Annotated in this window: 25 protein-coding genes; 12 read left to right on the top strand and 13 right to left on the bottom strand. The window is 68.8% G+C overall.

The window, feature by feature from the left end; translation table 11 throughout:
* Nucleotides 1-2 precede the first annotated feature (2 nt).
* The gene (locus tag BSP_RS09365) at nucleotides 3-803 is read right to left on the bottom strand and encodes a class I SAM-dependent methyltransferase (protein WP_227975909.1); all 801 of its coding nucleotides are present in this window, start codon (nucleotides 801-803) and stop codon (nucleotides 3-5) included.
* 147 nt (nucleotides 804-950) lie between these two features.
* Here BSP_RS09365 and hemB point away from each other — a divergent pair, with 147 nt between their 5' ends.
* The 4 genes from hemB to BSP_RS09345 are packed head-to-tail and all read left to right on the top strand — an operon-like array spanning nucleotide 951 to nucleotide 4,273.
* Nucleotides 951-1,949, top strand: coding sequence for a porphobilinogen synthase (gene hemB / locus BSP_RS09360; RefSeq protein ID WP_152950121.1), 999 nt, complete (start codon nucleotides 951-953; stop codon nucleotides 1,947-1,949).
* Nucleotides 1,949-2,518, top strand: a complete 570-nt coding sequence (locus tag BSP_RS09355; RefSeq protein ID WP_152950119.1) for a GNAT family N-acetyltransferase — start codon at nucleotides 1,949-1,951, stop codon at nucleotides 2,516-2,518. Before hemB ends, BSP_RS09355 begins: the two co-directional genes overlap by 1 nt.
* A 53-nt stretch (nucleotides 2,519-2,571) precedes the next feature.
* On the top strand, nucleotides 2,572-2,913 hold the full coding sequence (locus BSP_RS09350; RefSeq protein ID WP_152950118.1) for a hypothetical protein: 342 nt from the start codon (nucleotides 2,572-2,574) through the stop codon (nucleotides 2,911-2,913).
* A gap of 55 nt (nucleotides 2,914-2,968) precedes the next feature.
* Nucleotides 2,969-4,273, top strand: coding sequence for a hypothetical protein (locus tag BSP_RS09345; RefSeq protein WP_152950116.1), 1,305 nt, complete (start codon nucleotides 2,969-2,971; stop codon nucleotides 4,271-4,273).
* A 4-nt stretch (nucleotides 4,274-4,277) separates the two neighbouring features.
* On the opposite strand, the gene BSP_RS09340 is transcribed toward BSP_RS09345, so the two are convergent.
* The 4 genes from BSP_RS09340 to tpiA form a co-directional block, all read right to left on the bottom strand.
* Entirely contained in the window at nucleotides 4,278-4,460 is a 183-nt protein-coding gene (locus BSP_RS09340; RefSeq protein ID WP_152950114.1) for a hypothetical protein, read from the bottom strand.
* 75 nt (nucleotides 4,461-4,535) lie between these two features.
* Nucleotides 4,536-6,188, bottom strand: a complete 1,653-nt coding sequence (locus tag BSP_RS09335) for a CTP synthase (RefSeq protein WP_152950112.1) — start codon at nucleotides 6,186-6,188, stop codon at nucleotides 4,536-4,538.
* Between the two features lie 120 nt (nucleotides 6,189-6,308).
* Nucleotides 6,309-6,728: a preprotein translocase subunit SecG gene (gene secG, locus BSP_RS09330; RefSeq protein WP_370513356.1), complete on the bottom strand. Its 420-nt coding sequence runs from the start codon at nucleotides 6,726-6,728 to the stop codon at nucleotides 6,309-6,311.
* Nucleotides 6,729-6,836: 108 nt separating this feature from the next.
* Nucleotides 6,837-7,586: a triose-phosphate isomerase gene (tpiA, locus tag BSP_RS09325; RefSeq protein WP_152950111.1), complete on the bottom strand. Its 750-nt coding sequence runs from the start codon at nucleotides 7,584-7,586 to the stop codon at nucleotides 6,837-6,839.
* Between the two features lie 138 nt (nucleotides 7,587-7,724).
* Between tpiA and BSP_RS09320 the strand changes: the two genes are divergently transcribed.
* Together BSP_RS09320 and trpE are read left to right on the top strand one after the other, a co-directional pair.
* A complete protein-coding gene (locus tag BSP_RS09320; protein ID WP_152950109.1) occupies nucleotides 7,725-9,632 on the top strand; it encodes a peptidylprolyl isomerase in 1,908 nt (635 codons plus the stop codon).
* A complete protein-coding gene (gene trpE / locus BSP_RS09315; protein WP_152950107.1) occupies nucleotides 9,629-11,143 on the top strand; it encodes an anthranilate synthase component I in 1,515 nt (504 codons plus the stop codon). Before BSP_RS09320 ends, trpE begins: the two co-directional genes overlap by 4 nt.
* Here the strand turns inward: trpE and BSP_RS09310 are convergent.
* Nucleotides 11,140-11,346, bottom strand: a complete 207-nt coding sequence (locus BSP_RS09310) for a peptidoglycan-binding protein (protein WP_152950105.1) — start codon at nucleotides 11,344-11,346, stop codon at nucleotides 11,140-11,142. The two genes, trpE and BSP_RS09310, sit on opposite strands and share 4 nt — an antisense overlap.
* Nucleotides 11,347-11,433: 87 nt before the next feature.
* Here BSP_RS09310 and BSP_RS09305 point away from each other — a divergent pair, with 87 nt between their 5' ends.
* From BSP_RS09305 to lexA, 4 genes are all read left to right on the top strand, one after another.
* Nucleotides 11,434-12,024 carry an aminodeoxychorismate/anthranilate synthase component II gene (locus BSP_RS09305; RefSeq protein ID WP_152950103.1) on the top strand — a complete coding sequence of 197 codons (591 nt, stop codon included), beginning with the start codon at nucleotides 11,434-11,436 and terminating at the stop codon, nucleotides 12,022-12,024.
* A gap of 16 nt (nucleotides 12,025-12,040) precedes the next feature.
* Nucleotides 12,041-13,078 carry an anthranilate phosphoribosyltransferase gene (trpD, locus tag BSP_RS09300; protein WP_152950101.1) on the top strand — a complete coding sequence of 346 codons (1,038 nt, stop codon included), beginning with the start codon at nucleotides 12,041-12,043 and terminating at the stop codon, nucleotides 13,076-13,078.
* Complete coding sequence (gene trpC, locus BSP_RS09295) at nucleotides 13,075-13,869, top strand: indole-3-glycerol phosphate synthase TrpC (RefSeq protein WP_152950100.1); 795 nt, start codon at nucleotides 13,075-13,077, stop codon at nucleotides 13,867-13,869. Before trpD ends, trpC begins: the two co-directional genes overlap by 4 nt.
* Before the next feature lie 123 nt (nucleotides 13,870-13,992).
* Nucleotides 13,993-14,694, top strand: coding sequence for a transcriptional repressor LexA (gene lexA / locus BSP_RS09290; protein WP_152950098.1), 702 nt, complete (start codon nucleotides 13,993-13,995; stop codon nucleotides 14,692-14,694).
* Here the strand turns inward: lexA and BSP_RS09285 are convergent.
* On the bottom strand, nucleotides 14,675-16,852 hold the full coding sequence (locus BSP_RS09285) for a ComEC/Rec2 family competence protein (protein ID WP_152951106.1): 2,178 nt from the start codon (nucleotides 16,850-16,852) through the stop codon (nucleotides 14,675-14,677). The genes lexA and BSP_RS09285 overlap by 20 nt on opposite strands.
* Here BSP_RS09285 and gltX point away from each other — a divergent pair.
* The gene (gene gltX / locus BSP_RS09280; RefSeq protein ID WP_152950096.1) at nucleotides 16,851-18,266 is read left to right on the top strand and encodes a glutamate--tRNA ligase; all 1,416 of its coding nucleotides are present in this window, start codon (nucleotides 16,851-16,853) and stop codon (nucleotides 18,264-18,266) included. The genes BSP_RS09285 and gltX overlap by 2 nt on opposite strands.
* Before the next feature lie 67 nt (nucleotides 18,267-18,333).
* The gene (gltA, locus tag BSP_RS09275; RefSeq protein ID WP_054765568.1) at nucleotides 18,334-19,626 is read left to right on the top strand and encodes a citrate synthase; all 1,293 of its coding nucleotides are present in this window, start codon (nucleotides 18,334-18,336) and stop codon (nucleotides 19,624-19,626) included.
* 82 nt (nucleotides 19,627-19,708) lie between these two features.
* On the opposite strand, the gene lpxB is transcribed toward gltA, so the two are convergent.
* From lpxB to BSP_RS09245, 6 genes are read right to left on the bottom strand one after another with little or no spacing between them, the layout of a single operon-like run.
* On the bottom strand, nucleotides 19,709-20,878 hold the full coding sequence (gene lpxB / locus BSP_RS09270) for a lipid-A-disaccharide synthase (RefSeq protein ID WP_152950095.1): 1,170 nt from the start codon (nucleotides 20,876-20,878) through the stop codon (nucleotides 19,709-19,711).
* Nucleotides 20,875-21,714 (bottom strand): LpxI family protein, encoded by an 840-nt coding sequence (locus BSP_RS09265; RefSeq protein WP_152950093.1) that lies wholly within the window; start codon nucleotides 21,712-21,714, stop codon nucleotides 20,875-20,877. Before BSP_RS09265 ends, lpxB begins: the two co-directional genes overlap by 4 nt.
* Nucleotides 21,711-22,499: an acyl-ACP--UDP-N-acetylglucosamine O-acyltransferase gene (gene lpxA, locus BSP_RS09260; RefSeq protein ID WP_152950091.1), complete on the bottom strand. Its 789-nt coding sequence runs from the start codon at nucleotides 22,497-22,499 to the stop codon at nucleotides 21,711-21,713. The genes BSP_RS09265 and lpxA overlap by 4 nt, the downstream gene beginning before the upstream one ends.
* The gene (gene fabZ, locus BSP_RS09255; RefSeq protein WP_054765564.1) at nucleotides 22,499-22,975 is read right to left on the bottom strand and encodes a 3-hydroxyacyl-ACP dehydratase FabZ; all 477 of its coding nucleotides are present in this window, start codon (nucleotides 22,973-22,975) and stop codon (nucleotides 22,499-22,501) included. Before fabZ ends, lpxA begins: the two co-directional genes overlap by 1 nt.
* Nucleotides 22,976-22,977: 2 nt before the next feature.
* Nucleotides 22,978-23,991, bottom strand: a complete 1,014-nt coding sequence (gene lpxD / locus BSP_RS09250; protein ID WP_152950089.1) for a UDP-3-O-(3-hydroxymyristoyl)glucosamine N-acyltransferase — start codon at nucleotides 23,989-23,991, stop codon at nucleotides 22,978-22,980.
* A 7-nt stretch (nucleotides 23,992-23,998) separates the two neighbouring features.
* Entirely contained in the window at nucleotides 23,999-24,601 is a 603-nt protein-coding gene (locus BSP_RS09245) for an OmpH family outer membrane protein (protein WP_054765562.1), read from the bottom strand.
* Nucleotides 24,602-24,629: the final 28 nt, after the last annotated feature.

The following is a 24,629-nucleotide window of genomic DNA, read 5'->3' as shown; positions in this document are numbered from 1 at the left end:
TCTCAGCCCGGCTTTCTGAAACGATAGACGAACTGGTCGGTCTTGCCGCGGATGGCCGCGTCGAAGACGTTCAGACTGTGGTCGTCGTCGGGATTGGCGACCGCCCGGCTCTCGGCCTCGAAGACGAAGCCGGCGGCCTCGACCTCGCGCCTCAGATAATCGCCCTCGATCCGGTGCAGGGTCTGGACCGCCGAAATCCCCGTCCCCGGCGCCGCCTGGTGGTCGATCAGAATATAGCGGCCGCCGGGCTTCAGGGCGGCGAAGACCGCGGCGTTCATCCTGGCCACATCGGTGTTGAAACCGGCAATGTGGAAGTCGTGGTACTCCTGGCTCATGAAGACCAGGTCCAGCGGCTGGTCATAGGTCATGGAGTCCAGCAGGCCGTTGACCCGCGTCACATTGGGATAGGCCGCGACCAGGGCGTCGGCCAGGGGGTTTTCCCGCGTCATGGTCCGCTCGGGCACGAAGGCGTAGACCCGGCCCGTCGGCCCGACCACGTCGGAGAACAGGCGGGTGAAATAGCCGGCGCCGGGGCGGATGTCGGCCACCTTGTCGCCGGGCGCGACCTGGGCGAAAGCCAGGATCTCGGCTGGATGACGCAGAGGATCGCGCGCCACCTCCTCGGCCGGGCGCTTCGGATCGGCGACGGCGTCGGCATAGAGGGAGACATAGGCGGGGGCGGACGAGGACGCGCTGTCCACGACCACCGTCCGGTCGCCGCCGTCGGAGGCGATGATGATACATCCCGACAGTCCCGCCGCCAGGGCCAGAACCGCCGCGCCCGCCGCCCATCGTCTCATCATCTTCGTCTCCCTCAGTTCGTCGCGATAGGCTCGCATTTCGGCGCCCGGCGCAAGCCGGTATCCCGCTTGAAACGATCCGAATCCTCACGCGATTTGCGCCCCGGCCCCGGCGGCGCTAGTCCGGCGACAGATTTCCAAGGTCTCGCCATGCTCCCCTACCAGCCTGCCCCCTTCCCGCTCGCCCGTCCCCGGCGTCTGCGCGCCAGCCCCTGGGTGCGCCGCATGGTCGCCGAGACCGTCCTGACCCCGGCCGACCTGATCTGGCCTTTGATCGTCCACGACGGCGCCGAGGACCGCGTCCCCGTCGCCTCCATGCCCGGCGTCTTCCGCCTGTCGCCCAAGGAAGCCGCAAAGGCGGCGGTCGAGGCGCGCGATCTGGGCATTCCGATGCTGGCCCTCTTCCCCAATGTCGACGGCGCCCTCAAGGACGCGGTCGGCACGGGCGCCACCGATCCCGACGGCCTGATCCCCGAGAGCATCAAGGCCATCAAGGACGCCGCGCCCGAGATCGGAATCATGACCGACGTGGCGCTGGACTGCTACACCGACCACGGCCACGACGGGGTTCTGGAGGGCGAGCGGATCGTCAATGACGCCAGCCTGGATCGCCTGGCCGAACAGGCCTTCATCCACGCCCACGCCGGCGCCGACGTCGTGGCCCCCTCGGACATGATGGACGGCCGCATCCAGGCGGTGCGCGAGGCCCTGGAGGCCAACGGCTTCCAGGACACCCTGATCCTCTCCTATGCGGCCAAATACGCCTCGGCCTTCTACGGCCCTTACCGCGACGCCGTCGGCTCCTCGAGGGCGCTGAAGGGCGACAAGAAGACCTATCAGATGGACTACGCCAACTCCGACGAGGCCCTGAAGGAGGTCGCCATGGACCTGTCGGAAGGCGCCGACGCGGTCATGGTCAAGCCGGGCATGCCCTATCTCGACATCGTCCGGCGTGTGTCCGACACCTTCCGCGTCCCGACCTTCGCCTATCAGGTCTCGGGCGAGTACGCGATGATCCAGGCCTCGATCGCCAACGGCTGGCTGGACCAGGACCGGGCCATCCTTGAGACCCTGCACGGGTTCAAGCGCGCCGGCTGCGCGGGCGTCCTGACCTATTTCGCCCCCCAGGCGGCGCGGCTGCTGGGCTGATGCGGTCTGAGGTCCAGATCCGCGAGGCGACCCCCGCCGACATGGCGGCCGTCACCGCCATCTATGCCGAAAGCGTCGCCAACGGGCGCGGCACCTTCGAGCTGGAGCCGCCGGACGAGATCGAGATGACCGCCCGCTTCGCCGCCGTCCAGGCCCTGGGCCTGCCCCGCCTGGTCGCCGTGATCGACGGCGGCGTGGTCGGCTACGCCTACGCCGGGCCGTTCCGCACCCGCCAGGCCTATCGCTACATGGTCGAGGACTCGATCTATGTCACGCCAGAAGCCCGCGGCCGCGGCGTCGCCGGCGCCCTGCTGGATCAACTAATCAATCATTGCGAGGCGCTCGGCCTGCGCCAGATGGTCGCCGTGATCGGCGACTCCGCGAACCAGGGCTCCATCGCCCTGCACCGCGCCCGCGGCTTCGCCGACGCCGGGGTGTTCAAGGCGGCAGGCTGGAAACACGACGACTGGCGCGACGTCGTCTTCATGCAGCGGGAACTGGGCCCGGGCGGCCGAACCCCGCCCGACGCCCCCGGCCTGCCCCTGGTCGACAAGAAGCCGGCCCGGTGAATGACGCGGGCGATCCATTGCGACGGGGGAGTGCAACGCCTATCCTTGGCGTCGTGAAGATCGTCTCGTCCCTTCTGCTGCTGGTCGGCGCCCTTGCGGTGCTGACCCTGGGCGCCCTCGGCGTCTCGGCCATCCCGGCCATGGCCGAGGCGCCCTGCCACGAGACGGGCCACAAGGCGCCGGACCCGTCTGGCAAGGCCCCCGACAAAGCCCCAGATAAGGCCATGAAGGCCATGGCCTGCTGTGTCGCCTGCGTCGCGGCGCCGACCATTCCGCCCGCTGCCCGTCCGCAGACGGCTGCGGCGCCGCTTCGCCTGACCGCCGTTTCACCCGCCCTCCCGTCGGGCCGCCGACTGTCGCCCGAGCCCGGCCCGCCCCGCCTCCTGATCACCTGAACCCCCGCGCCCTCCGGCGCTCCTTCAGTCACGATCATTGAAAAGGAGGCCTTTCATGGCCACCCGTATCCGCGTCGGCGCCTGCGCCGGCGTCTCCCTGCTCGCCCTCGCCTCAGCGGCGGCCGCCCAGGACCACAGCCATCACGGCCAGCACGCCGCAGCGCCCGCGGAGGCTCCGCACGCCTCCCACGCAATGACCAGCCCCTACGGCGCCTGGGCCATGAGCCGCGACGCCTCCGGCACCAGCTGGCAGCCCGATTCCGGCGAACACGCCGGAATCCACACCGTCCGGGGCGACTGGACGGTGATGACCCACGCCCTGCTGAACCTGACCTACGACACCCAGTCCGGTCCCCGCGGCGGCGACAAGACCTTCGTCTCGGGCATGCTGATGACCACGGCCCGCCGCGACCTCGACGACGGTTCGACCCTGAACCTGCGCGCCATGCTCAGCCCCGACCCGCTGATGGGCAAGTCGGGCTATCCGTTGCTGCTGGCCGCCGGCGAGACGGCGAACGGCGTCGATCCCCTGGTGGACCGCCAGCACCCGCACGACTTCTTCATGGAGCTGTCGGCCAGCTATTCGAAACGCCTGTCCGACAAGGACAGCGTGTACGGCTACATCGGCCTGCCCGGCGAACCCGCCTTCGGCCCGCCCGCCTTCATGCATCGGATGAGCGCCATGGACAGTCCCGAGGCGCCCATCACCCACCACTGGCTGGACTCGACCCATATCGTCTTCGGCGTCACCACCCTGGGCTGGGCCCACGACCGGTTCAAGATCGAGACCTCGGCCTTCAAGGGGCGCGAGCCGGACGAGGAACGCTGGGGCATAGATGAGCCGAAGCTGGACAGCTGGTCGGTGCGAGCCTCCTGGAACCCATCGTCCGACTGGGCCCTCCAGGCCTCCTACGCCGATGTCTCGGCTCCCGAACAGCTCGAGCCTGACGAGGACGAGACCAAATGGTCGGCCAGCGTCCTCCACACCCGCCGCCTGGGCGCGACCGGCTGGTGGTCCTCGACCCTGGCCTGGGGCCGCAAGACCAACAGTCACGATGAATCCAAGGACGGCTGGCTGCTGGAATCCGCCCTCCATCCGAACGACCGCTGGACCGTCTTCGCCCGCGCCGAGCGGATCGAAACGGACGAACTGGTTCCCGGCGACCACGGCGGTCATGGCCCGCTCTATACGGTGGGCAAGGCCTCTCTGGGCGCCGTCCGCGACTGGCGGATCGCCCCGCGCGTCCGCTTCGGCCTCGGCGCCCTCTATGCGATGAACCGCGTGCCGGACGCGCTGGAGCCGATCTACGGCGGCGATCCGGACGGCGGCATGATCTTCATGCGGCTGAAGATCGACTGACGGCTCAGGCCCGCCCGGTTTGCGCCGGGTGGGCCGACGCCGCCGCCAGGCCGCGAACGACCTCATAGCCGATCACGCCGACGCCGAACATGAGCCCAAGGCCCGCGACAATGAGCACCAGGCGGACATGCCGGTGCAGGTAATAGAGCAAGGCGCCGATCATCGACGGTCCATCCTGTCGGATCATCCTAATTCGATCCGTTCCAGGCATTTTATCGCAAAAAGGACGCCAACTGGAATCGCAGGTCCGTGAGCGCCGTTCTCACACCAGCCGGCTCTGCACCACGGCCGCCGCAATGAAGCTGGCGAACAGCGGATGCGGCGCGAAGGGGCGGCTCTTCAGCTCCGGGTGATATTGGACGCCGATGAACCAGGGATGGTCCGGCCGCTCCACTGTTTCGGGCAGGACGCCGTCGGGCGACAGCCCGGCGAAGACCAGACCGGCCTTGGCCTCGATCGCCTCGCGATAGTTGATGTTGACCTCATAGCGATGGCGGTGCCGTTCGCTGATGGTCGTGGTCCCATAGATTTCGGCGATCCGAGACCCTTCGGCCAGGGTCGATTCATAGGCGCCCAGCCGCATGGTGCCGCCCAGGTCGCCGCCCTGCTGGCGCAGGACGCGCTGGTTGCCCTGGGTCCATTCGGTCATCAGACCCACGACCGGCTCGGTCGTAGGCCCGAACTCCGTCGAGGAGGCCTTGGGAAAACCGGCCAGGTTCCGCGCCGCCTCGATCACCGCCATCTGCATGCCGAAACAGATGCCGAAATAGGGGATGTTGCGCTCGCGGGCGAACCGCGCCGCCTCGATCTTGCCTTCCGACCCACGCTCGCCGAAGCCGCCGGGCACCAGAACGGCGTGGGCGCCCTGAAGCCGCTCCTCACAGGCTTCCGGATCGCCTTCGAAGGTGTCGGCCTCGACCCAGTCGATATTGACCTTGACGTTGTTCGCGACCCCGCCGTGGTGCAGGGCCTCGATCAGGGACTTATAGGCGTCCTTCAGCACCGTATATTTGCCGACCACGGCGATGGTGACCTCGCCGTCGGGCTGCAGCCGGCGCCGTGCGATCTCCCGCCAGCGCGTCAGATCGGGCTCGGGCGCGTCCTCGATGCCGAAATGGGCCAGGACCTCCTTGTCCAGCCCCTCGCGGTGATAGTCCAGCGGCACGGCGTAGATGTCGGCCGAGTCCATCGCCTGGATCACGCCGCTTTCGCGGACGTTGCAGAACTGGCCGATCTTGCGCTTCTCCTCGGCCGGGATCGGCTGTTCGCAGCGGCACAGCAGGATATCGGGCTGGATGCCGATGGATCGCAGCTCCTTGACCGAATGCTGCGTCGGCTTGGTCTTCATCTCCCCGGCCGTCTTGATGAAGGGCAAGAGGGTCAGGTGGACGAAACAGCTCTTGCCGCGCGGCAGGTCCTGGCCCAGCTGGCGGATGGCTTCGAAGAAGGGCAGGCCCTCGATGTCGCCGACCGTGCCGCCGATCTCGACCAGAACGAAGTCCACGTCCTCGCCCGCGTCCGTCAGGGCCGGGGTCAGGCAGAAGGATTTGATCTGGTCGGTGACGTGGGGAATGACCTGGACGGTGGCGCCCAGATAGTCGCCGCGCCGCTCCTTCTCCAGAATGGTCGAATAGATCCGGCCGGTGGTGATGTTGTCGGACTTGGCCGCCGACACGCCGGTGAACCGCTCATAGTGGCCCAGGTCCAGATCGGTCTCGGCGCCGTCGTCGGTCACGAAGACCTCGCCGTGCTGATAGGGGCTCATCGTCCCCGGATCGACGTTCAGATAGGGGTCGAGCTTGCGCAGGCGGACCTTATAGCCGCGCGCCTGCAGAAGAGCGCCGAGAGCGGCGGAAGCGAGGCCTTTTCCAAGCGAGGAAACCACGCCGCCGGTGATGAACACATAGCGAGCCATGGGCGGACACCTTACTCCATGATTCGCGAACGACGCATGGGCCTCGGCGAATCGAACTGTTGATCAAAAGAAGAAAGCGCGCCCTGCGGCGCGCTTTCGGAACTCTGGGTCGGCGGGGCCTTACTGGGCCGGGGTGGGGGCCGGCTGCTGCGCCGGCGCCGCCGACGGCAGGCTGGCTTCCAGATCGTCCAGCGACGGGGCCGACGGTTGGGCGGGGGCGGCCGGCTGGGCTTGGGCGGGCTGTTGTTGCTGGGGCCGGGGCGTCGTGGCCAGGGAGCCCACGGCGTCGGCGTCGATCACCGAGGTGGAGGCGCGGTCCATATTGCCGACGACGGTCAGGATGATGGTCAGGCCGAACAGCAGGGCGGCCAGAACCCAGGTCACCTTGGTCAGCAGATTGCCCGCGCCGCGCGCGGTCATGAAGCCCGAAGGTCCGCCGCCCATGCCCAGGGCGCCGCCTTCCGAGCGTTGCAGCAGAACGACGCCCGTCAAGGAGACGGCGACCAGGATGATGGCGACGAGCAGGATGGTCTGGAGCATGGCGTCATTCATGTGGGCGCGGAGCTGCGCCGATCAAGCGGCGGCCTCTATCACCGATGCCGCCCAGGGGCAAACCTATAGCCGCGCCCGACCGCCCTGCCGCGTCGTTCAGGCCGCGCGGATGATCGGAAGAAAGTCCTCGGCCCTCAGCGAGGCGCCCCCGACCAGGGCCCCGCCGACCTCCGCCGTCGCCAGAATATCGGCCGCATTGTCCGGCTTGACCGAGCCGCCGTACAGGATCGGGACCCGACGCGCCGCCTCGCCCAGCCGGTCGATCAGGGCGCTGCGGATCGCCGCATGGACCTCGGCGATCTGTTCGAGGCTCGGGGTCAGGCCGCTGCCGATCGCCCAGACCGGCTCATACGCCACCGCAAACGTCCGCTCCGCCAGTCCGTGGGGCAGAGAGCCCGCCACCTGGGCGCTGACGACCGCGACGGCCTGGCCGGCCTGTCTCTGTTCCAGCGTTTCGCCGACGCAGACGATCGGCTCCAGTCCCGCCGCAACGGCGGCCTGAACCTTGTCCGCCACCTGGGCGTCGGTCTCTCCAAAGGCGGCCCGGCGTTCGGAATGGCCCAGGATCACCAGCCCGGCCCCCGCATCCGCCAGCATTTCCGCCGAGATCGAGCCGGTGAAGGCGCCCGACGGTTTGTCATGACAGTCCTGCCCCCCGGTCTCGATCGCGCTTCCGCTCAGAACCGCGCTCATCTGATGGACCAGGGTGGCGGGCGGGCACAGGGCCACCCGGGCCTGGGTCGGTGCGGCGGACAGGGCGGTCTTCAACCCCTCGGCTTCGGACAGGGCGGCCGCCAGGCCGTGCATCTTCCAATTGCCGACGATCAACTTCACGGATTGTTTCATCTGGCCTGTCTAGGGGGCGAAAACCGCCGCGCCAAGAGGGGCGCCCCAATCTGGACATCAAGCCGTTCTTGCGGCGGCCCGCCCCAGCCGACTATACGCCGAAGCGAAGCCATCGTCGGCAAGTCTCCGGGTCCACGAATGATCACCGCCTTCCGCGCCTTCTCGCGCTCAAAATGGGCCGCCGCCCTGCTCGTCCTGATCGCGATCAGCTTCGTGATCGTGGGCGCGCGCATGGACGTCTTCGCCAACCTGGGACCGAAACACGTCATCGACGCCGGCGACCGTTCGATGAACGAGGCCGAGTTCAGCGCCGCCTTCGGACGGGTGCGCGAGAACATTCAGCAGCAGGCCGGTCGTCCGGTGACGAACGAGGATCTGATCGCCGAAAACATCCATGTCCGCTTTCTGGAAAGCCAGACCGAACAGCTGGGCTTCCTGAACTGGGCGTGGAAGGCGGGCATCCGCCCCGGCAAGGAGTTGATCGTCAAACAGATCCGCCAGATCCCGGCCTTCTTCAACTCGGTCACGGGCCAGTTCGACCAGAAGGCCTATGAAAGCGCCCTGGCCCAGCAGAACCTGACTCCCGCCATGCTGGAACAGGACCTGCGCGACCAGTATGCGACCGAACATTTCAACGCCGCCGTCTTCGCCGGCGCGCGCGCGCCCCGGATCTACGGCGCCCTCCTGGCCGGCGCCGCCTTCGAGAGCCGCGACGGCCGCTGGTTCGAAATCACCCCGGCCATGGCCGGAGACATCCCCGCCCCGACCGACGCCCAGTTGAACGCCTTCATCCAGGAGAACGCCGCCCGGCTGCGCGCGCCGGAGTTCCGCATGGCCTCCGTCGTCCTGTTCTCGCCGGAGCCCGGCGCCGCCCCGGCCGTGTCGGAAGAGCGGATCCGCGAGCGGTTCGAATTCAAGAAGGACAGCCTGGGCAAGCCCGAGACCCGCACCTTCGTCACCCTGACGGCGCCCAGCCGCGACGCGGCCCAGAAGATCGCCGCCGCCCTGCGCGCCGGTCAGTCGCCCGCAGACGTCGGCCGCGCCAACAGCATCCAGCCGGCCCAGTTCGACGCCACGCCGCGCTCCGCCATCGGCGACGCCGCCACGGCTGCGGCCGTGTTCGGCCTTCAGCCCGGCCAGGTGTCGGACCCGGTCCAGGCGGGCGTGGGCTTCGCCGTCGCCAAGCTGACGGCGGTCCAGCCCGGTCAGCCCGCCAGCCTCGAGGGTTCGCGCGAGCAGATCATTCAGGAACTGCGCGCCGAGGACGTCAAGGGCCAGACCTACGCCAAGGTCGAAAAGTACGAAGCCGCCCGAACCGCCGGCAAGAGCCTGGCCGACGCCGCGCGTGAAGCCGGGGCGCGGATCGTCGACCTGCCGCCCTTCACCCAGGACGGCAAACTGCCGAACGGCCAGCCGCTGAACGCCCCGCCGCAGCTGTTCGAAACGGCCTGGTCCCTGACCAAGGGCGGCGAGAGCGATGTGGTGGACGCCGGCCAGGGCCAGTATTTCGCGGTCCGGCTGAACGACATCCGTCCCTCGGCCCTGCCGACCCTGGCCGAGGTGCGCGAGCCCCTGGCCGCCCAGTGGAGACAGCGTGAGATTTCGCGCCGGCTCGCCGCCAAGGCCGAGGAGCTGGCCGGTCGCGTGCGCCAAGGCCAGGACATCGCCGCCGTGGCCCGTTCCGTCAACGCCCCCCTGACCGTCCGCACCGGCGTCGTCCGTGATCAGGCCACCCAGGAGGCCCTGGGTCAGGGCGTGCTGCAAGGTCTGTTCGGCCAGTCCAAGGGCCAGGTCTTCTCCCAACCGGGACAGGGCGGCGTCCTGATCGGCCGGGTGGACGCCATCCACGCCGCAAATCCGGCGGTCGCCGGTCCGCTCGCCGAACAGGCCCGCCCGCGCATCACCCAGGAGATCGTCCAGGCCATGGTTCAGACCGAGATGGCGGCGGCGGCCAAACGCTCCAAGGCCAAGCATGACGTCGGCCTGGCGCGTCAGGCCCTGGGCCTGTCGGCCGAACCGACCGCGCCCGCCGCTCCGGCGCAATGACGCAGGCGGACAGCGGGCCCGATTTCGACGCCTTCGCCGCCGGCCTCTCGGCCGGTCGGCCCCAGGTGATCGTGCGTCGGGTGATCGACGACCTGGAGACCCCGGTTTCGGCCTATCTGAAGCTGGGGCTCCACCGGCCTTACGCCTGCTTGCTGGAATCGGTCGAGGGCGGCGCCGTCAAGGGCCGCTATTCGATCCTGACCCTGGACCCGGACGTGGTCTGGCGCTGTCGGTCGAACGCGGCGGAACTGGCGCGCGGTCCAGCCGTCGCCGAAGGCCGCTTCATTCCCGAGCCCCTGCCCACGCTTCAGTCGCTGCGCGCCCTGATCGCCGCCTCCAAGTTCGACCTGCCCGACGGTCTGCCGCCGATGGCGGCCGGCCTGTTCGGCGTCTTCGGCTATGACATGGTGCGCCTGCTCGAGCCGCTGGGCGAACCCAATCCCGACCCGCTGAACCTGCCCGATGCGGTCCTGACCCGACCGTCGCTGGTGGCGATCTTCGATTCCGTCGGCCAGGAGATCATCCTGGTCTCCGCCGCCTATCCCGACACGGGCGGCGACGCGCGGCAAGCCTTCGACGCCGCCGTCGCCAGGCTGGACGCTTTCGAGACGGGCCTGCGCGAGCCCTTGCCGGTGCGCGCCGCGCCGCAGCCCACGCCCGCCCCGACCTTCGCCTCGCCCGTGGACGAGGCCGGTTTCGGCCAGATGGTGGCCCGGGCCAAGGACTATATCGCCGCCGGCGACATCTTTCAGGTCGTGCTCAGCCACCGTTTCTCGGCGCCCTGGACCGAAGATTCGTTCGCCTTCTACCGCTCCCTGCGTCGCCAGAACCCGTCGCCCTATCTCTTCTATCTGAACTTCGAAGGCTTCCAGCTGGCCGGGTCCAGCCCGGAGATCCTGGTCCGGCTGAAGGACGGCCAGGTCACCATCCGACCACTGGCCGGAACCCGGATGCGCGGCGCCACGCCCGAGGCGGACAAGGCCCTGGAGGCCGAGCTGCTGGCCGATCCCAAGGAGCGGGCCGAACATCTGATGCTGCTGGACCTGGGCCGCAACGACGTCGGCCGCGTCGCCGCGCCGGGCACGGTCGAGGTGACCGAAAGCTTCGTCGTCGAACGCTACAGCCAGGTCATGCACATCGTCTCCAATGTGCGCGGCAAGGCCGATCCGAAACTGGACGCCGTCGACACCCTGCTGGCGGCCCTTCCCGCCGGCACCCTGTCAGGCGCGCCCAAGGTCCGAGCGATGGAGATCATCGACGAGCTGGAAGCCGAAAAGCGCGGCGTCGGCTACGGCGGCGGCGTCGGCTATATTTCGGCCGGGGGCGAGGCGGACATCTGCATCACCCTGCGCACCGCCCTGTTCGCTGATGACCGGATCTTCGTCCAGGCCGGCGCCGGCGTGGTCGCCGACAGCGATCCTGCCGCCGAATACGCCGAGACCCGGCACAAGGCCCGCGCCCCCATGCGGGCCGCCGAAGAAGCCTGGCGTTTCCGCACCGGCAACCGCTAGGGCGTGTAGGTCGGCGGGGCTTGGTCGAAACGAACGCCGGGCCCCAGCACCACCACCCCGGCCATGACCACGGCGGCCGCAGCGGCCAGGGCGGCGGCGCCTAGCGCCGCATAGGGGCTGATCGGTTTGGGTTCGACAACGACCAGCTTCGCCTTTGCGGCGGCGATCTTGTCGGCGATGTCTTGTTCGGCGGCGAGTTTCACCCCTCCACCTGCCCCCATGACCGTTAAGATGCGCTTTAGCGACGCATATGCTTGGCGCGGACGCCTGTCACGCCTAGAAGCCTGATCATGATCCTCGTCGTCGATAACTACGACAGCTTTACCTACAACCTCGTCCACTACCTCGCGGAGTTGGGCGCGCCGACCCATGTGGTGCGCAACGATGACCTGACGGCGGCCGAGGCCTGGGCGCTGAACCCCGCCGCCGTCCTGCTGTCTCCCGGCCCCTGCGCGCCGGACCAGGCGGGCGTCTGCCTGCCTCTGATCGAGAGCGCGCCGGCCTCCATGCCCATCCTGGGCGTCTGCCTGGGCCACCAGGCCATAGGCCAGGCCTTCGGCGGCGACGTGATCCGCGCCAAGACCCTGATGCACGGCAAGACCTCGCCGATCCTGCACGACGGCAAGAGCGTCTTCGCCGGCCTGCCCTCGCCCTTCACCGCCACCCGCTATCATTCCCTGGCCGTGAAGCGCGAAACCCTGCCCGACTGTCTCGAGGTGACCGCCTGGACCGCCGACGGCGAAATCATGGGGCTCCAGCACCGCAGCCGCCCGATCCATGGCGTTCAGTTCCACCCGGAATCCATCGCTACAGAACATGGCCACGACATGCTGGCCAACTTCCTTCAGATCGCCGGCGTGAAGCGCCTCGCGGCCGCCTGATCATGGCCGCCTGACCATGGCCGATGGTTTCAAGCCGATCCTCGCCCGACTGGTCGAGGGCCACCCCCTGACGTCCGAACAGGCGCACGACTTCTTCGCCGCCTGCCTGCGCGGCGAACCGACCCCGTCCCAGGTCGCGGCCGCCGTCACCGCCCTGCGCATTCGGGGCGAGACGGTGGACGAGATCGCCGCCTTCGCCCAGGCCATGCGCGAGGCCGCCCTGACGCTGGATCATCCCTATGAGGTTATCGACACCTGCGGCACCGGCGGCGACGGCCAGCACACCTACAACATCTCCACGGCCGCCGCCCTGGTCTTGGCCGGCGCGGGCCTGAAGGTCGCCAAGCACGGCAACCGGGCCATGTCCTCGAAATCCGGCTCGTCCGACGTCCTGTCGATCCTGGGCGTCAATCTGGCCGCCAGCCCGGCCCAGCAGCGCAAGGCGCTGGACGAGGCCGGCATCTGCTTCCTGTTCGCCCCCGCCTATCACGGCGCCATGCGCCATGTAGGCCCCGTCCGGGCCGAGATCGGTTTCCGCACCGTCTTCAATCTGCTGGGCCCCCTGTCCAACCCGGCCCAGGCGAAACGTCAGGTCATGGGCGTCTATGACCCCCGCCTGCTGGAGCCCCTGGTCGAGGTGCTGGGCCGGCTGGGCGCGACCCGCGCCTGGACCGTTCACGGCCAGGGTCTGGACGAACTGGCCACCTCCGGCCCGACCGAAGTGGCGGAATGGAGGGACGGCGCCGTCCGCCGCTTCCAGGTCACGCCCGAGGACGCCGGCCTGCCCCGCGCCTCCATCGACGCCATCCGCGGCGGCGACGCCGAGGAGAACGCCGCCGCCCTTCGCGCCCTGCTGGCGGGCCAGACCGGCCCTTACCGCGACATCGTCCTGCTGAACGCCGCCGCCGCCCTCGTGGTCGCGGATCGGGCGGCGGACCTGTCGGAAGGCGCCGCCCTCGCCGCCGCCGCCGTCGACGACGGCCGGGCCGCCCAGGCTCTGGAGCGTCTGGCCCGCATCACCTCCACGCCGCTGGAGACGGAGGACACCCCATGACCGACGTTCTGGCCCGCATCGCCGCCTACAAGCGCGAAGACGTCGCCGCCCGCAAGGCCGCGACCTCTCAGGACGCGATCGAGACCCTGGCCCAGGCCGCCTCGGCCCCGCGCGGCTTCCGCGCCGCCCTGGATCGAACGGTCGAGGACACCGGCCGCCCCGCCCTGATCGCCGAGATCAAGAAGGCCAGCCCGTCCAAGGGGTTGATCCGTCCCGACTTCGATCCCCCAGCCCTCGCCAAGGCCTATGAGGCCGGCGGCGCGTCCTGCCTTTCGGTCCTGACCGACGGCCCCAGTTTCCAGGGCGACGACGCCTATTTGGGCCAGGCCCGTGCGGCGACCGCCCTGCCCTGCCTGCGCAAGGACTTCCTGGTCGATCCCTGGCAGGTCGCCGAGAGCCGGGCGCTCGGCGCCGACTGCATCCTGATCATCCTGGCCATGATCGACGATCGGCTGGCCGCCGAACTGCTGGCCGAGGCCGAGCGTTTCGGCATGGACGCCCTGATCGAAACCCACGACGAGGCCGAAATGGCGCGCGCCTGCGCTCTCGGGGGCGATCTGGTGGGGATCAACAACCGGTCGCTGCGAACGTTCGAAGTCGACCTGGAAACGACCGAACGCCTGGCGATGCTCAGCCCCGTGCGCGCCCTCCTGGTCGCCGAGAGCGGCATCTTCACCCCCGACGACGTCGCGCGCGTCTCCGCCGCCCACGCCCAGGCCATTCTGGTCGGCGAGAGCCTGATGCGTCAGGCCGACGTCGAGGAAGCGACGCGCAAGCTGCTGGCCGCCTGATTCAACTCGACGCGCGTGGTGAAGCGACGCCGTTAAGTTGACATTAGGAAGGAACACTTACAGAACATCGTCAATGTTCACGGCCCGTTCCGATTCGTCGGTCGGGCGCATGAGGGGCCGGCGATGCTCACGCGCAAACAGCACGAACTGCTGATGTTCATCCACGAACGGATTCAGGAGACCGGCGTCTCCCCCTCGTTCGACGAGATGAAGGAGGCGCTGGACCTGGCGTCCAAGTCGGGCATTCACCGGCTGATCACGGCGCTGGAGGAGCGCGGCTTCATCCGCCGCCTCGCCCACCGCGCCCGCGCACTGGAAGTGACCAAACTGCCGGAGCAGGCCACAGCCGGCGCTCCGCGCGGCCGTGCCGGGTTCAAGCCCGATGTCATCGAAGGCGGCGGCGGCGCGCGTCCCGTCGCTGCGGCCTCAGCCGCCAACGACACCCGCGAACTGCCGCTCCTGGGCAAGATCGCCGCCGGCACCCCCATAGCCGCCATCCAGCACGAACAGGAGCGGCTGCCGGTGCCGGAATCCATGCTGGGCAAGGGCGATCACTACATCCTCGAAATCGAGGGCGACTCCATGATCGAGGCCGGCATTCTGAACGGCGACCTGGTGGTCATCCGGCGCGGCGACACCGCCAACAACGGCGAGATCGTCGTGGCCCTGGTCGAGGGCGAAGAGGCCACGCTGAAACGCCTGCGCCGCAAGGGCGGCTCCATCGCCCTGGAGCCCGCCAACCGCGCCTATGAGACCCGCATCTTCGGTCCCGACCAAGTCGAGGTCCAGGGCAAGCTGGTCGGCCTCATGCGCCGCTATCACTGACAGCTGGATTCGGCCGGCGCGCCCACGGCCGGTCGCCCCGGACATCGGCCGTCCACACGGCCCGCCAGCCGCCCGCGCCGCTACGCCACAGCTCCACCGCCCCGCCGCGCGCAAAGTCCGCCCCGTCCAGAACCAGCCTCCCGTCACATGAGGGCGGCAGGGCGTGAACCACCGCCCGCACGCTGACGACCGAGGCCGCAAGGCACAGGGCGTCCATCTGCTCCATGTCCGGCGTCCGCCTGCCCCACCACAGGGCGACCGGCCCCGCCCCAGTGAGTTCGGGACGGCATGAAGCGCGGTCGCAGGCCCAGCCGGCCTCGGGGCGGTCCGCCAAGATCAGACCGCGCCGCCGGGACCACAGGTCCGTCGCAAACTCACGCACGCCGGGCCGGACGACGATCGCCTCGCCCTCCCGATGAAAGGCCGCATTGGTCCCGCCGTCGCCGATCCAGACGTCCGGCGTCGGCGCGCGCGGCCAGACCAGCACCGCCGCCGCCAGGGGCAGGCCCAGCCACCGCAGCCGCCCCTGCCACAGGCAGATGAACAGCACGCCTAGAAAGGCCACGGGCAGCACATAGTCCGGCGCGCTGGCCACCGTCTGCACCGCGCCGGGCAGGCCCGCGGTCCAGGTTCCGATCGCCAGCATCAGATCCACGCCCCACCCCGCCACCGCAAGGAAGGGTCTGCCCAGCCCCAAGGGCGCCAGCGCCGCCCCCAGGGCCAGGGTCGGCATCAGGACGAAATCGGCCACCGGCGCCGTGCCCAGATTGGCCAGGAGGCCGTATACGGCCGTCCGGTTGAAATGCTGCATGGCGAAGGGTCCGGTCGCCAGACCGGCGACCACGCTGGCCGCGACGGCCGCCGCCAGCCAGCCTCCGAACCTCTGAACCGCCACGATCGGCCAGGGAGCCGCGATCTCGCGCACCCGCCTAGGCCAGACCTCGACCAGGGCCACCAGGGCCGCCGTCGCGGCGAAGGACATCTGAAAGCCTGGCGTGACGATGGCTTCCGGTTGGATCAGCAGGACCACGAAGGCGGCGACGGCCAGCCCGTGCATGGTCACGGCCTGCCGGTCCAGCAATATGGCGATGAAGGCGATGGCGGCCGTGACGGCGGCCCGCTCCGCCGGCGGCGGCGCGCCCGACACCACCAGATAGGCGCCCACGGCCGCCAGCCCCGCCCATGCGGCGATCTTCTTGCCGGCGACCCGCAGCGCCAGCCACGGCCATGCGGCCACCCCCAGCCGGACCGCAAAGAAGACGAAGCCGCCGACGATGGCCATATGCAGGCCCGACACCGACAGGATGTGCGCCAGGCCCGAATCCCGCATCACCTCCACGTCTTCGGGGCTGATCCACGCCTCGTGGCTGGTGGTCATGGCGGCGGCGATCCCGCCTGTGCGAGGCCCCAGCTGGGCCACGATCCGTTCGGCCAGGGCGTAGCGGGCGCCGTTGACCGCCATCGTCAGCCGGACGCGCCAGGGCGGGAGCGGCAGGTCGATGCTCCGCGTCTCGCCAAGCGCAAAGGCCACGCCGCCCAATCCTTGGAAGAAGGCGTTGCGGCCGAAGTCATAGGCGCCCGGCGCCGCCGGCGCAGGCGGCGGATTGAGGATGGCGAACAGTCGGATCGCCTCACCCGGACGGGGCGGCGCCCCCCGCACGGTCACACGCAGCCGCACCGGCGTCTCCTCGGGGGCGAGGCCGCGGATCCAGGTCGGCGCCGCCACCACCCGCGCCCCGTTCTGTCCAGGACTGTCGACGTCGATGACCCAGGCCTCGATCACGGTCGCTTCGCCCAGCGCCGGCGCGATCGGGGCGGCGATCGCCTCGGTCCGCACCTTGGCCGTCGCCAGCCCGCCGAGCAGACACGCCAGCATCATCAGGGGCCAGGTCCGGCCCCGCCCCCAGCCGCGCCGCCGTCCCGCCCACCAGGCGGCTGCGACCATCCCCGCCGCCAGCAGCAGGGGCCATGACGGGGGCTCGAACCGCAGAGTGAAATAGACGGCGCCGCCCGCCCCGAACGCCACCGGCGCCCAGAGCCGCCATCTCAGGCTCTGCGCCGCAAGCTCTTGGGCCAGCCAGATCCGCAAACGCGCGCCGGGGGTAGGCTTTGTCGCCTCGGGGCGTATAAGGGCCTCGCTTACGGACCCTTCCCCCATGACCTTGCCTTCTTCGACTGTCGTCACCCGCTTCGCCCCCTCGCCGACAGGCTATCTGCATATCGGCGGGGCGAGAACCGCCTTGTTCAACTGGCTGTACGCCAAGAGACACGCGGGACGCTTCCTGATCCGGGTCGAAGACACGGATCGGGAACGTTCGACCGAGGAGGCCGTCCAGGCCATCTTCGACGGCCTGAGCTGGCTGGAGCTGTTCGCCGACGAAGAGCCGGTGTTCCAGTTCAGCCGCGCCGACCGCCATCGCGAAGTCGTCGATCAACTGCTGGAGACCGGCCACGCCTATCGCGATTTCACCACGGCCGAGGAAACCGGACGTCTGCGCGACGCCGCCAAGGCCGAGCGTCGCACCTTTGAATCGCCCTGGCGCGACCGCACCCCGACCGTCGACGACCTGGCCCAGCCGCACGTCGTCCGCTTCCGTCGCCCCCAGTCCGCGACCGTCACCGTCGCGGACGAGGTCCAGGGTTCGGTCAGCTGGTCGACCGACGACCTCGACGATCTGGTCCTGCTGCGCTCGGACGGGGCGCCGACCTATAATCTCGCGGTCGTTGTCGATGACCACGACATGGGGGTGACCCACGTCATCCGCGGCGATGACCATCTGAATAACGCCGCCCGCCAGAGCTTGATCTATGACGCCCTCGGCTGGACCCGACCGACCTTCGCCCATATCCCGCTGATCCACGGGCCGGACGGCGCCAAGCTGTCGAAGCGCCACGGCGCCCAGGCCGTCCACGAATACGCCGAAATGGGCTATCTGCCCGAGGCCATGCGCAACTATCTGGCGCGCCTCGGCTGGGGTCACGGCGACGACGAACTGTTCAGCGACGCCCAGGCGATCGAATGGTTCGATCTGGCCGGCATCGGCAAGGCGCCGGCGCGGCTGGACTTCGACAAGCTGGCCCACGTCAATTCGCATTGGCTGCGGCTCGCCGACGACGAACGCCTGGCCAAGCTGACGCTGGACGTCCACCTCGCCCGGGGTCGCAGCCTGGCCGAGGCCGACGAGGCCCGGCTCCAGCGCGCCATGCCCTTCGTGAAGGACCGCGCCAAGACCGTGCTGGAGTTGGCCGACCAGACCGAATTCGTGCTCAAGACACGTCCCCTGGACATTGACGACAAGGGCCGCGCCCTGCTGTCCGGCGAAACCCTGGACCGCCTGGCGCGTCTGCGCGACCGGCTGGCCCTGTTCCAGTCCTGGGACGTCTTCGCCCTGGAAGCCGAGCTGAAAAGCTTCGCCGAATCCGAACAGGTCGGCTTCGGCAAGATCGGTCCGCCCATGCGGACGGCCCTTACCGCAGGGTCAACATCACCTGATATTGCACGAACTTTGTCCGCTCTTGGGCGCGACGAAAGTCTCGGACGCTTGGATGATGCGCTGCAACAGACTAAGTGATCAACCACAAACCTAAGAGCGCCCGGCGCCTCCCCGCGATCGGACGTCCAAATGCAAAGGGGCATTGATGACTGACCAAGCCAAAACCGCCACGCTCTCCTTCGAGGGCAAGAGCGTCGATCTGCCCGTTCTGTCGGGTTCGACCGGTCCGGACGTTATCGACATCCGCAAGCTCTATGGCGGAACGGGCGCTTTCACCTTCGATCCGGGCTTCACCTCGACCGCCTCCTGCGAGTCAGGCCTGACCTATATCGACGGCGACGCCGGCGTCCTGCTGCACCGGGGCTATCCGATCGACCAGCTGGCGGCCCAGTCGAACTTCATCGAAGTCTGCCACCTTCTGCTGCACGGCGAACTGCCGACGGCCGCGCAGTACGAGAAGTTCGAAGACAGCATCACCATGCACACGATGCTGCACGCCCAGTTCGACCGCTTCTTCGAAGGCTTCCGCCGTGACGCCCATCCGATGGCGATCATGGTCGGCACGGTCGGCGCACTGTCGGCCTTCTATCACGACAGCCTGGACATCCATGATCCGGTCCAGCGCGACATCTCGGCCATCCGTTTGATCGCCAAGATGCCGACGATCGCGGCCCGCGCCTACAAATATCATGTCGGCCAGCCCTTCATCTCGCCGCGCAACGACCTGTCCTACGCCGAAAACTTCCTGCGGATGTGCTTCGCCGTGCCGGCCGAGGACTATCACGTCGATCCGGCCCTGGTGCGCGCCATGGACCGCATCTTCACCCTGCACGCCGACCACGAGCAGAACGCCTCGACCTCGACCGTCCGCCTGGCCGGTTCGTCGGGCGCCAATCCGTTCGCCTGTATCGCCGCCGGCATCGCCTGCCTGTGGGGCCCGTCGCACGGCGGCGCCAATGAAGAGGCGCTGAACATGCTCAAGGAGATCGGCACCCCCGACAAGATCCCCGAGTTCATCCAGGGCGTGAAGGACCGCAAATACAAGCTGATGGGCTTCGGCCACCGGGTCTATAAGAACTATGACCCGCGCGCCAAGGTGATGCAGCAGTCGGCCTATGAGGTTCTGGCCGCCACGGGCCGCGAAAACGACCCCCTGTTCCAGGTCGCCAAGGAGCTGGAAAAGGTCGCGCTGAACGACGAATATTTCACCTCGCGCAAGCTTTTCCCGAACGTCGACTTCTATTCGGGCATCACCCTGTCGGCCATGGGCTTCCCCACCACCATGTTCACCGTCCTGTTCGCCCTGGCCCGCACTGTGGGCTGGATCGCCCAGTGGCAGGAAATGATGGCCGATCCGTCGCAGAAGATCGGCCGCCCGCGTCAGCTGTACACCGGCCCGACGCAGCGCGATTACGTGCCGATCGAACAGCGCGGCTGATCAAGCGCCACAGGCCTGAAATGCAGAACGCCGGGGCGCAGGCCCCGGCGTTTTTCTTTGTCTGAGACAGGGATGGAGCCGCCTATCCAGCCGCCTTGGCCTCGATGACCCGCAACACGGCCTCGGCGGCCAGGGTCGAAGGATCCGGCCCGCCCCGCCCCATCAGGTCCAGCGCCGCCGTCTGACGCCTCGCCTGCTCGGCCGCAGCCTGGGGATCGTTCAACAGCCGCCCGACGGCCGCCGCCAGGTTTTCCGCAGACGCCTCGCCCTGGATGAACTCCGGGGTGATCCGTGCGCCGGCGGCGATGTTGAACAGGGTGATGTGTTCGGCCGTCACCAGCCGCTTCATCAGCTGATAGCTTACCCCGCCGATCTTATAGGCGATGACCATCGGCGCCCCCGCCAGGGCCAGTTCGGTCGAGACGGTGCCGCTGGTCGCCAAGGCCGCCGTCGCCGCCCGCATGGCGTCGTACTTTTCGGCCTCATCGACGACATGGACGCGGAAAGGCCAGGCGGATACGCGCCCGACCACGTCCTTTGACACCGTACCCGCCGCGACCACCGCGACTTCCAGGCCTGGATCCTGGGCCTTCAACCGCTTGACGGTCGCCTCATAAACCGGAGTCATCCGCGCGATTTCAGCCGGTCGGCTGCCCGGCAGGATCAGCAGCAGCTTGGCGTCTGGCGTGAGGCCGCGCCGGGCGCGAAAGGCGGCGCCGTCGGCCCCGCCCATGTCGACGTGCAGGGCGGACGAGCCGACCACCGTCGTCGGCAGACCTTCACGCTCGAACCAGGGCGCGTCGAAGCTGTAGAGGGCCAGCAGATGATCCACGGCCCGCGCCAGGGTCCTGGCCCGGCCAGGACGCGACGCCCAGACCTGGGGCCCGACGTATTTGATCAAGGGCACGTCCGGACGTGCGGCGCGGATCGCCTCTGCGACCCGAATGGTGAAGCCCCAGCTGTCGATCAGAACCACCGCGTCCGGCTGTTCACGCGCCGCCAGGGCGGCCGTCTCGGCCACGCGACGGCGCACCGTCCGATAGGCGCGCAGGCCCTCGATCCAGCCCAGAATCGACAGTTCGGCGATGTCGAAGGGACTGACGACGCCCTCGGCCGCCATGCGCGGGCCGCCGATGCCGACGAAGCTCACCCCCTGACCCAGCCGCGCTCTCAAGGCCCGGGCCAGGCCGGCGCCCAAGGCGTCGCCCGACGCCTCGGCCGCCACCAGCATGATCTTCAACGGACGGCTCATCGCGTTTCACCCCAGACGAACAGGCCCAACCGATCCGCCGCAGCCACGATCGCGGACCGGTCGATCAGGATCAACCGCCCGGCGACGCCGGCGATCCCCGCCAGCCCCGCGGCCGCCGCCAGCTCCACCGTGCGCGGTCCGATCACCGGCATGTCCACGCGCAGATCCTGGATCGGTTTGGGCGCCTTGCCCAGCACCCCCCTGGGGGCGGCCGGAGCGCCGCGAAGGTCGGCGGGCAGGTCCGCCACGCGGCGCAGCATGGCGTCGGTGCCTTCCTGCGCCTCGACCGCCAGGACCAGGCCGTCACAGACCACCGCGCCCTGGCCGATATCCAATTCACCCGACTTTTCTGCGACGTGCAGCGCTTTTCTTAGATCATCTATCTGTTGCGGCGTCGGAACCACCGATCCCAGGGCGCCGGCCGCCAGGGTCTCCCCGCACAGTATGTCGTCGGCACCTTCCACCCCGAAACCCTCCACCTCAAAGATGGACAGAATCTTCCTCAGCAGGGCGTCATCTCCCTTGGTCGCCGCCGCGACGATGCCCGGCAGCAGAGACGCACCCTTCAGATCGGGCTTCAACGTCTTGAAATCAGGTCGATTGACGATGCCGGCTAGACAGACGCTGGTGCAGCCTTCAGCCTTCAGAGCCTTCAATATGGCCCCGATCTGGGCCATGCCGAACTCGGCGCTGGGCCAACGGCTCAGATGCGGATCGGCGAACCCCGCCAGACGGATGATGAAGACCGGCCGTCCCTCGACCTCGCACCGGGCCGCCACCGCCGCCGGCAGATCGCCGCCCCCGGCGATCAGCCCCAGCCTTCCCGAGCGGCTCATTCCGCGTTCGGCAGACACAGCGGACGCCGCCCGCCATCACGGATGAAGGCGATGATCTCCAGGATCTCCGGCAGGTCGGCGTAGGCCTGGGCCACGCCGTCGATGCGACCGGCGAACTCGCCCTCGCCCTCGAACAGGTCGCGATAGGCGGCCAGCAATCTTCGTATCTCGGATTTGCCGTAGCCCTTGCGCTTCAAACCGATCAGGTTCAGCCCCCGCAGCCGCGCATGATTGCCCCAGGCCGAACCGTAAGGGATGACGTCGCGGGTCACGGCGGCCAGACCGCCGATGATCGCCCCCTGCCCCACGCGCCCGTTCTGGTGGACGGCGCACAGTCCACCCAGGAAGACCTTGTCGCCGACCTGGGCGTGACCGCCCAGGGTGGCGTTGTTGGCCATGACCAGGTTGCTGCCGACCACGCAGTCATGGCCGATATGGGCGCCGGTCATGAACAGATTGTTGGAGCCGACGACGGTCACGCCCGTTCCCTGGGGCGTGCCCCGGTTGAAGGTGCAGTGCTCGCGGATCAGATTGTTCTCGCCGATCTCCAGCCGCACGAGCTCGCCCTTGTAGCCGTTGTGCTGCGGATCGCCGCCGATGACGGCGAAGGGATGGATCACTGTTCCAGCCCCGACCGTCGTGTCCTGCTGGACCACCACATGGCTGACCAGGCGCACGCCCTCGGCCAGGGAGACATTCGGTCCGACCGTGCACCAGGGGCCGACCTCGACCCCTTCGGCCAGGGTCGCCGTGGCGTCGATCAGGGCGGTGGGGTGGATGGCCATCAGGCGGCGGGCTCCGTCGCCGGCGTGGGCACCGTCACCACCATGGCCATGAACTCGGCCTCGGCCGCCAGCTTGCCGTCGATGAAGGTTTCGCCGCGGAACTTGTAGGCGTCGCCGCGCGCCTTGATCACCTTGACCTGCATGCGCAGCTGATCGCCGGGCCGCGCCGGCTTGCGGAAACGCACGCCGTCGATCGACATGAACATGATGACCTTGTCCGCCACGGCGACGTCCAGGGTCTTGGACATCAGCAAGGCGCCGGTCTGCGCCATGGCTTCAACGATCAGCACGCCCGGCATGACCGGATCGATCGGGAAATGGCCGGGGAAGAAGGGCTCGTTGTGGGTGACGTTCTTGATCCCCACGATGGAAGTCGCGGGAACAAACTCCTCGGCCTTGTCCACCAGCAGGAAGGGATAGCGGTGCGGCAGCCGCCGCATCACCTCGGCGTAGTCGATCTTGCCGTCTTCACTCATCCCTATGATTCCCTTGGGGCCTTCTTTGAAGACGCCTGTTTGGCGAGCCAGACGGTTTCACGCAAGAACTGTCGGATCGGGCGGGCCGGATAGCCGGACCAGGTCTCGCCCGGCGGAATGTCCGCCAGCACCCCCGCGCCAGCCGCCACCCGCGCGCCTTCGCCGATCGTCAGATGGTCGCCGATCCCCGCCTTGCCACCGAAGATGACATTGTCGCCGCTGGTCACGGAGCCGGAGATCCCCGTATTGGCCGCCATCAGATTGTTGCGGCCGATGACGCAGTTGTGGCCCACCATGACCAGATTATCGATCTTGGTGTTCTCGCCGATGACGGTGTCGTCATAGGCGCCGCGGTCGATGCAGCTGTTGGCGCCGACCGTCACGCCGTCCTGCAAGATCACGCGGCCCAGCTGGGGAATGTCCATGGCGCCGGCCGCCGTGCCGGTGGCGCCGAAGCCCGCCTCGCCGATGCGCGCGCCGGCATAGAGCTTCACACGGTCGCCGATCAGGGCGAAGCCGACGGTGACGTTCGAACCGATCACGCAGTCGCGCCCGATCTGAACGCCCGGGCCGATCACCGTATTGGCGCCGATGCGCGTGCCGCAGCCGATGCGGACGCCCTCGCCCAGAACCGCGCCGGGTTCGATCACCACGCTGTCGTCCTCGGACGCCTCAGACGGGGCGATGGCGCGGTCCAGGCTCAACGGGCGGTGCAGCAGGGCCGAGGCCATGGCCCAGGAGGCCTGGGGCGTGCGCGAGACGATCACCGCCGCCTCGGCCGGAACCGAGCCCACCGCCTGTTCCGGCACGATGACGCAGCCCGCCTGTGTCGCCGCCAGGGCCGCCACGAACTTGCGGTCGCCCATAAACGCGATCGCCCCCCCGTCCGCAGAGGACAGGGGCGCGACGGAACCGATCATCCGGTCCCCGCCCCGGACCGCCTCACCCCCGGTCTTGGCCGCCAGTTCGACGACGGACAGGGGCGAAAGGGTTTCGAAGAAGCGGGAATCGGGCATGAGGGCCTTAGTTGGCGGCGGCCGGCTGTTGCGGCTGCTGCGCCGGCACCGGCATGCGGTTGAACGACAGGGTCGGCAGGGCCGTGTTCAGCCGCTGGATCGCCGCGTCGGTCAGGTCCATGGCCGGGTTCATCATGAAGACGCTCTCGCGGTCCAACAGCAGGCCGCAGCCCTTTTCCTGATAGAGGGCGGTCAGGATCGGCGACACAGCCTCGGTGATGGCCTGGCGCTGCATGGCCAGGGTGTAGCGCAGCTCGTTCTCGCGGGTGGCTTCCAGCTGTTGGGCCTCCTGGGCGCGCTGCTGCAGGGCCTGACGGCGCTGTTGCAGTTGGTCTGCGGGCAGGCTAGCCCCCGAGGTTTGCAGTTGCTGGGCTTCCGACTGGATGGCGGTGGCATAGGGCTGAAGCTCGCCCTGAACCTCCTGGGCCAGTTGCTGCATGCGGGCCTCGACCGCCTGACCGGCGGCCGACTGGGCCAGCAGGCGGGCGTTGTAATAGACGCAGACGCCCGGAATGACCGGACCGGGGTTGGCCGGCGCGGCCGTCTGGGCCGAGGCGGCGGTGGCGACCAGCGAGGCGGCGGCCGTGGCGGCGATGATCAGAGCTTTCATGGGTATTCCTCTGCGAACGCTTTTTTGC

The organism is Brevundimonas sp. Bb-A, from assembly GCF_009394735.1.
Taxonomy (GTDB): Bacteria; Pseudomonadota; Alphaproteobacteria; order Caulobacterales; family Caulobacteraceae; genus Brevundimonas; species Brevundimonas aurantiaca.
This window is presented reverse-complemented; position numbering and strand designations above follow the sequence as displayed.

Coding starts and splice junctions, on each gene's coding strand:
- BSP_RS09365 (WP_227975909.1), bottom strand. CDS start 803: ATGATGAGACGATGGGCGGCGGGCGCGGCGGTTCTGGCCCTGGCGGCG.
- hemB (WP_152950121.1), top strand. CDS start 951: ATGCTCCCCTACCAGCCTGCCCCCTTCCCGCTCGCCCGTCCCCGGCGT.
- BSP_RS09355 (WP_152950119.1), top strand. CDS start 1,949: ATGCGGTCTGAGGTCCAGATCCGCGAGGCGACCCCCGCCGACATGGCG.
- BSP_RS09345 (WP_152950116.1), top strand. CDS start 2,969: ATGGCCACCCGTATCCGCGTCGGCGCCTGCGCCGGCGTCTCCCTGCTC.
- BSP_RS09340 (WP_152950114.1), bottom strand. CDS start 4,460: ATGATCCGACAGGATGGACCGTCGATGATCGGCGCCTTGCTCTATTAC.
- BSP_RS09335 (WP_152950112.1), bottom strand. CDS start 6,188: ATGGCTCGCTATGTGTTCATCACCGGCGGCGTGGTTTCCTCGCTTGGA.
- secG (WP_370513356.1), bottom strand. CDS start 6,728: ATGCTCCAGACCATCCTGCTCGTCGCCATCATCCTGGTCGCCGTCTCC.
- tpiA (WP_152950111.1), bottom strand. CDS start 7,586: ATGAAACAATCCGTGAAGTTGATCGTCGGCAATTGGAAGATGCACGGC.
- BSP_RS09320 (WP_152950109.1), top strand. CDS start 7,725: ATGATCACCGCCTTCCGCGCCTTCTCGCGCTCAAAATGGGCCGCCGCC.
- trpE (WP_152950107.1), top strand. CDS start 9,629: ATGACGCAGGCGGACAGCGGGCCCGATTTCGACGCCTTCGCCGCCGGC.
- BSP_RS09305 (WP_152950103.1), top strand. CDS start 11,434: ATGATCCTCGTCGTCGATAACTACGACAGCTTTACCTACAACCTCGTC.
- trpD (WP_152950101.1), top strand. CDS start 12,041: ATGGCCGATGGTTTCAAGCCGATCCTCGCCCGACTGGTCGAGGGCCAC.
- trpC (WP_152950100.1), top strand. CDS start 13,075: ATGACCGACGTTCTGGCCCGCATCGCCGCCTACAAGCGCGAAGACGTC.
- lexA (WP_152950098.1), top strand. CDS start 13,993: ATGCTCACGCGCAAACAGCACGAACTGCTGATGTTCATCCACGAACGG.
- gltX (WP_152950096.1), top strand. CDS start 16,851: ATGACCTTGCCTTCTTCGACTGTCGTCACCCGCTTCGCCCCCTCGCCG.
- BSP_RS09285 (WP_152951106.1), bottom strand. CDS start 16,852: ATGGGGGAAGGGTCCGTAAGCGAGGCCCTTATACGCCCCGAGGCGACA.
- gltA (WP_054765568.1), top strand. CDS start 18,334: ATGACTGACCAAGCCAAAACCGCCACGCTCTCCTTCGAGGGCAAGAGC.
- lpxB (WP_152950095.1), bottom strand. CDS start 20,878: ATGAGCCGTCCGTTGAAGATCATGCTGGTGGCGGCCGAGGCGTCGGGC.
- BSP_RS09265 (WP_152950093.1), bottom strand. CDS start 21,714: ATGAGCCGCTCGGGAAGGCTGGGGCTGATCGCCGGGGGCGGCGATCTG.
- lpxA (WP_152950091.1), bottom strand. CDS start 22,499: ATGGCCATCCACCCCACCGCCCTGATCGACGCCACGGCGACCCTGGCC.
- fabZ (WP_054765564.1), bottom strand. CDS start 22,975: ATGAGTGAAGACGGCAAGATCGACTACGCCGAGGTGATGCGGCGGCTG.
- lpxD (WP_152950089.1), bottom strand. CDS start 23,991: ATGCCCGATTCCCGCTTCTTCGAAACCCTTTCGCCCCTGTCCGTCGTC.
- BSP_RS09245 (WP_054765562.1), bottom strand. CDS start 24,601: ATGAAAGCTCTGATCATCGCCGCCACGGCCGCCGCCTCGCTGGTCGCC.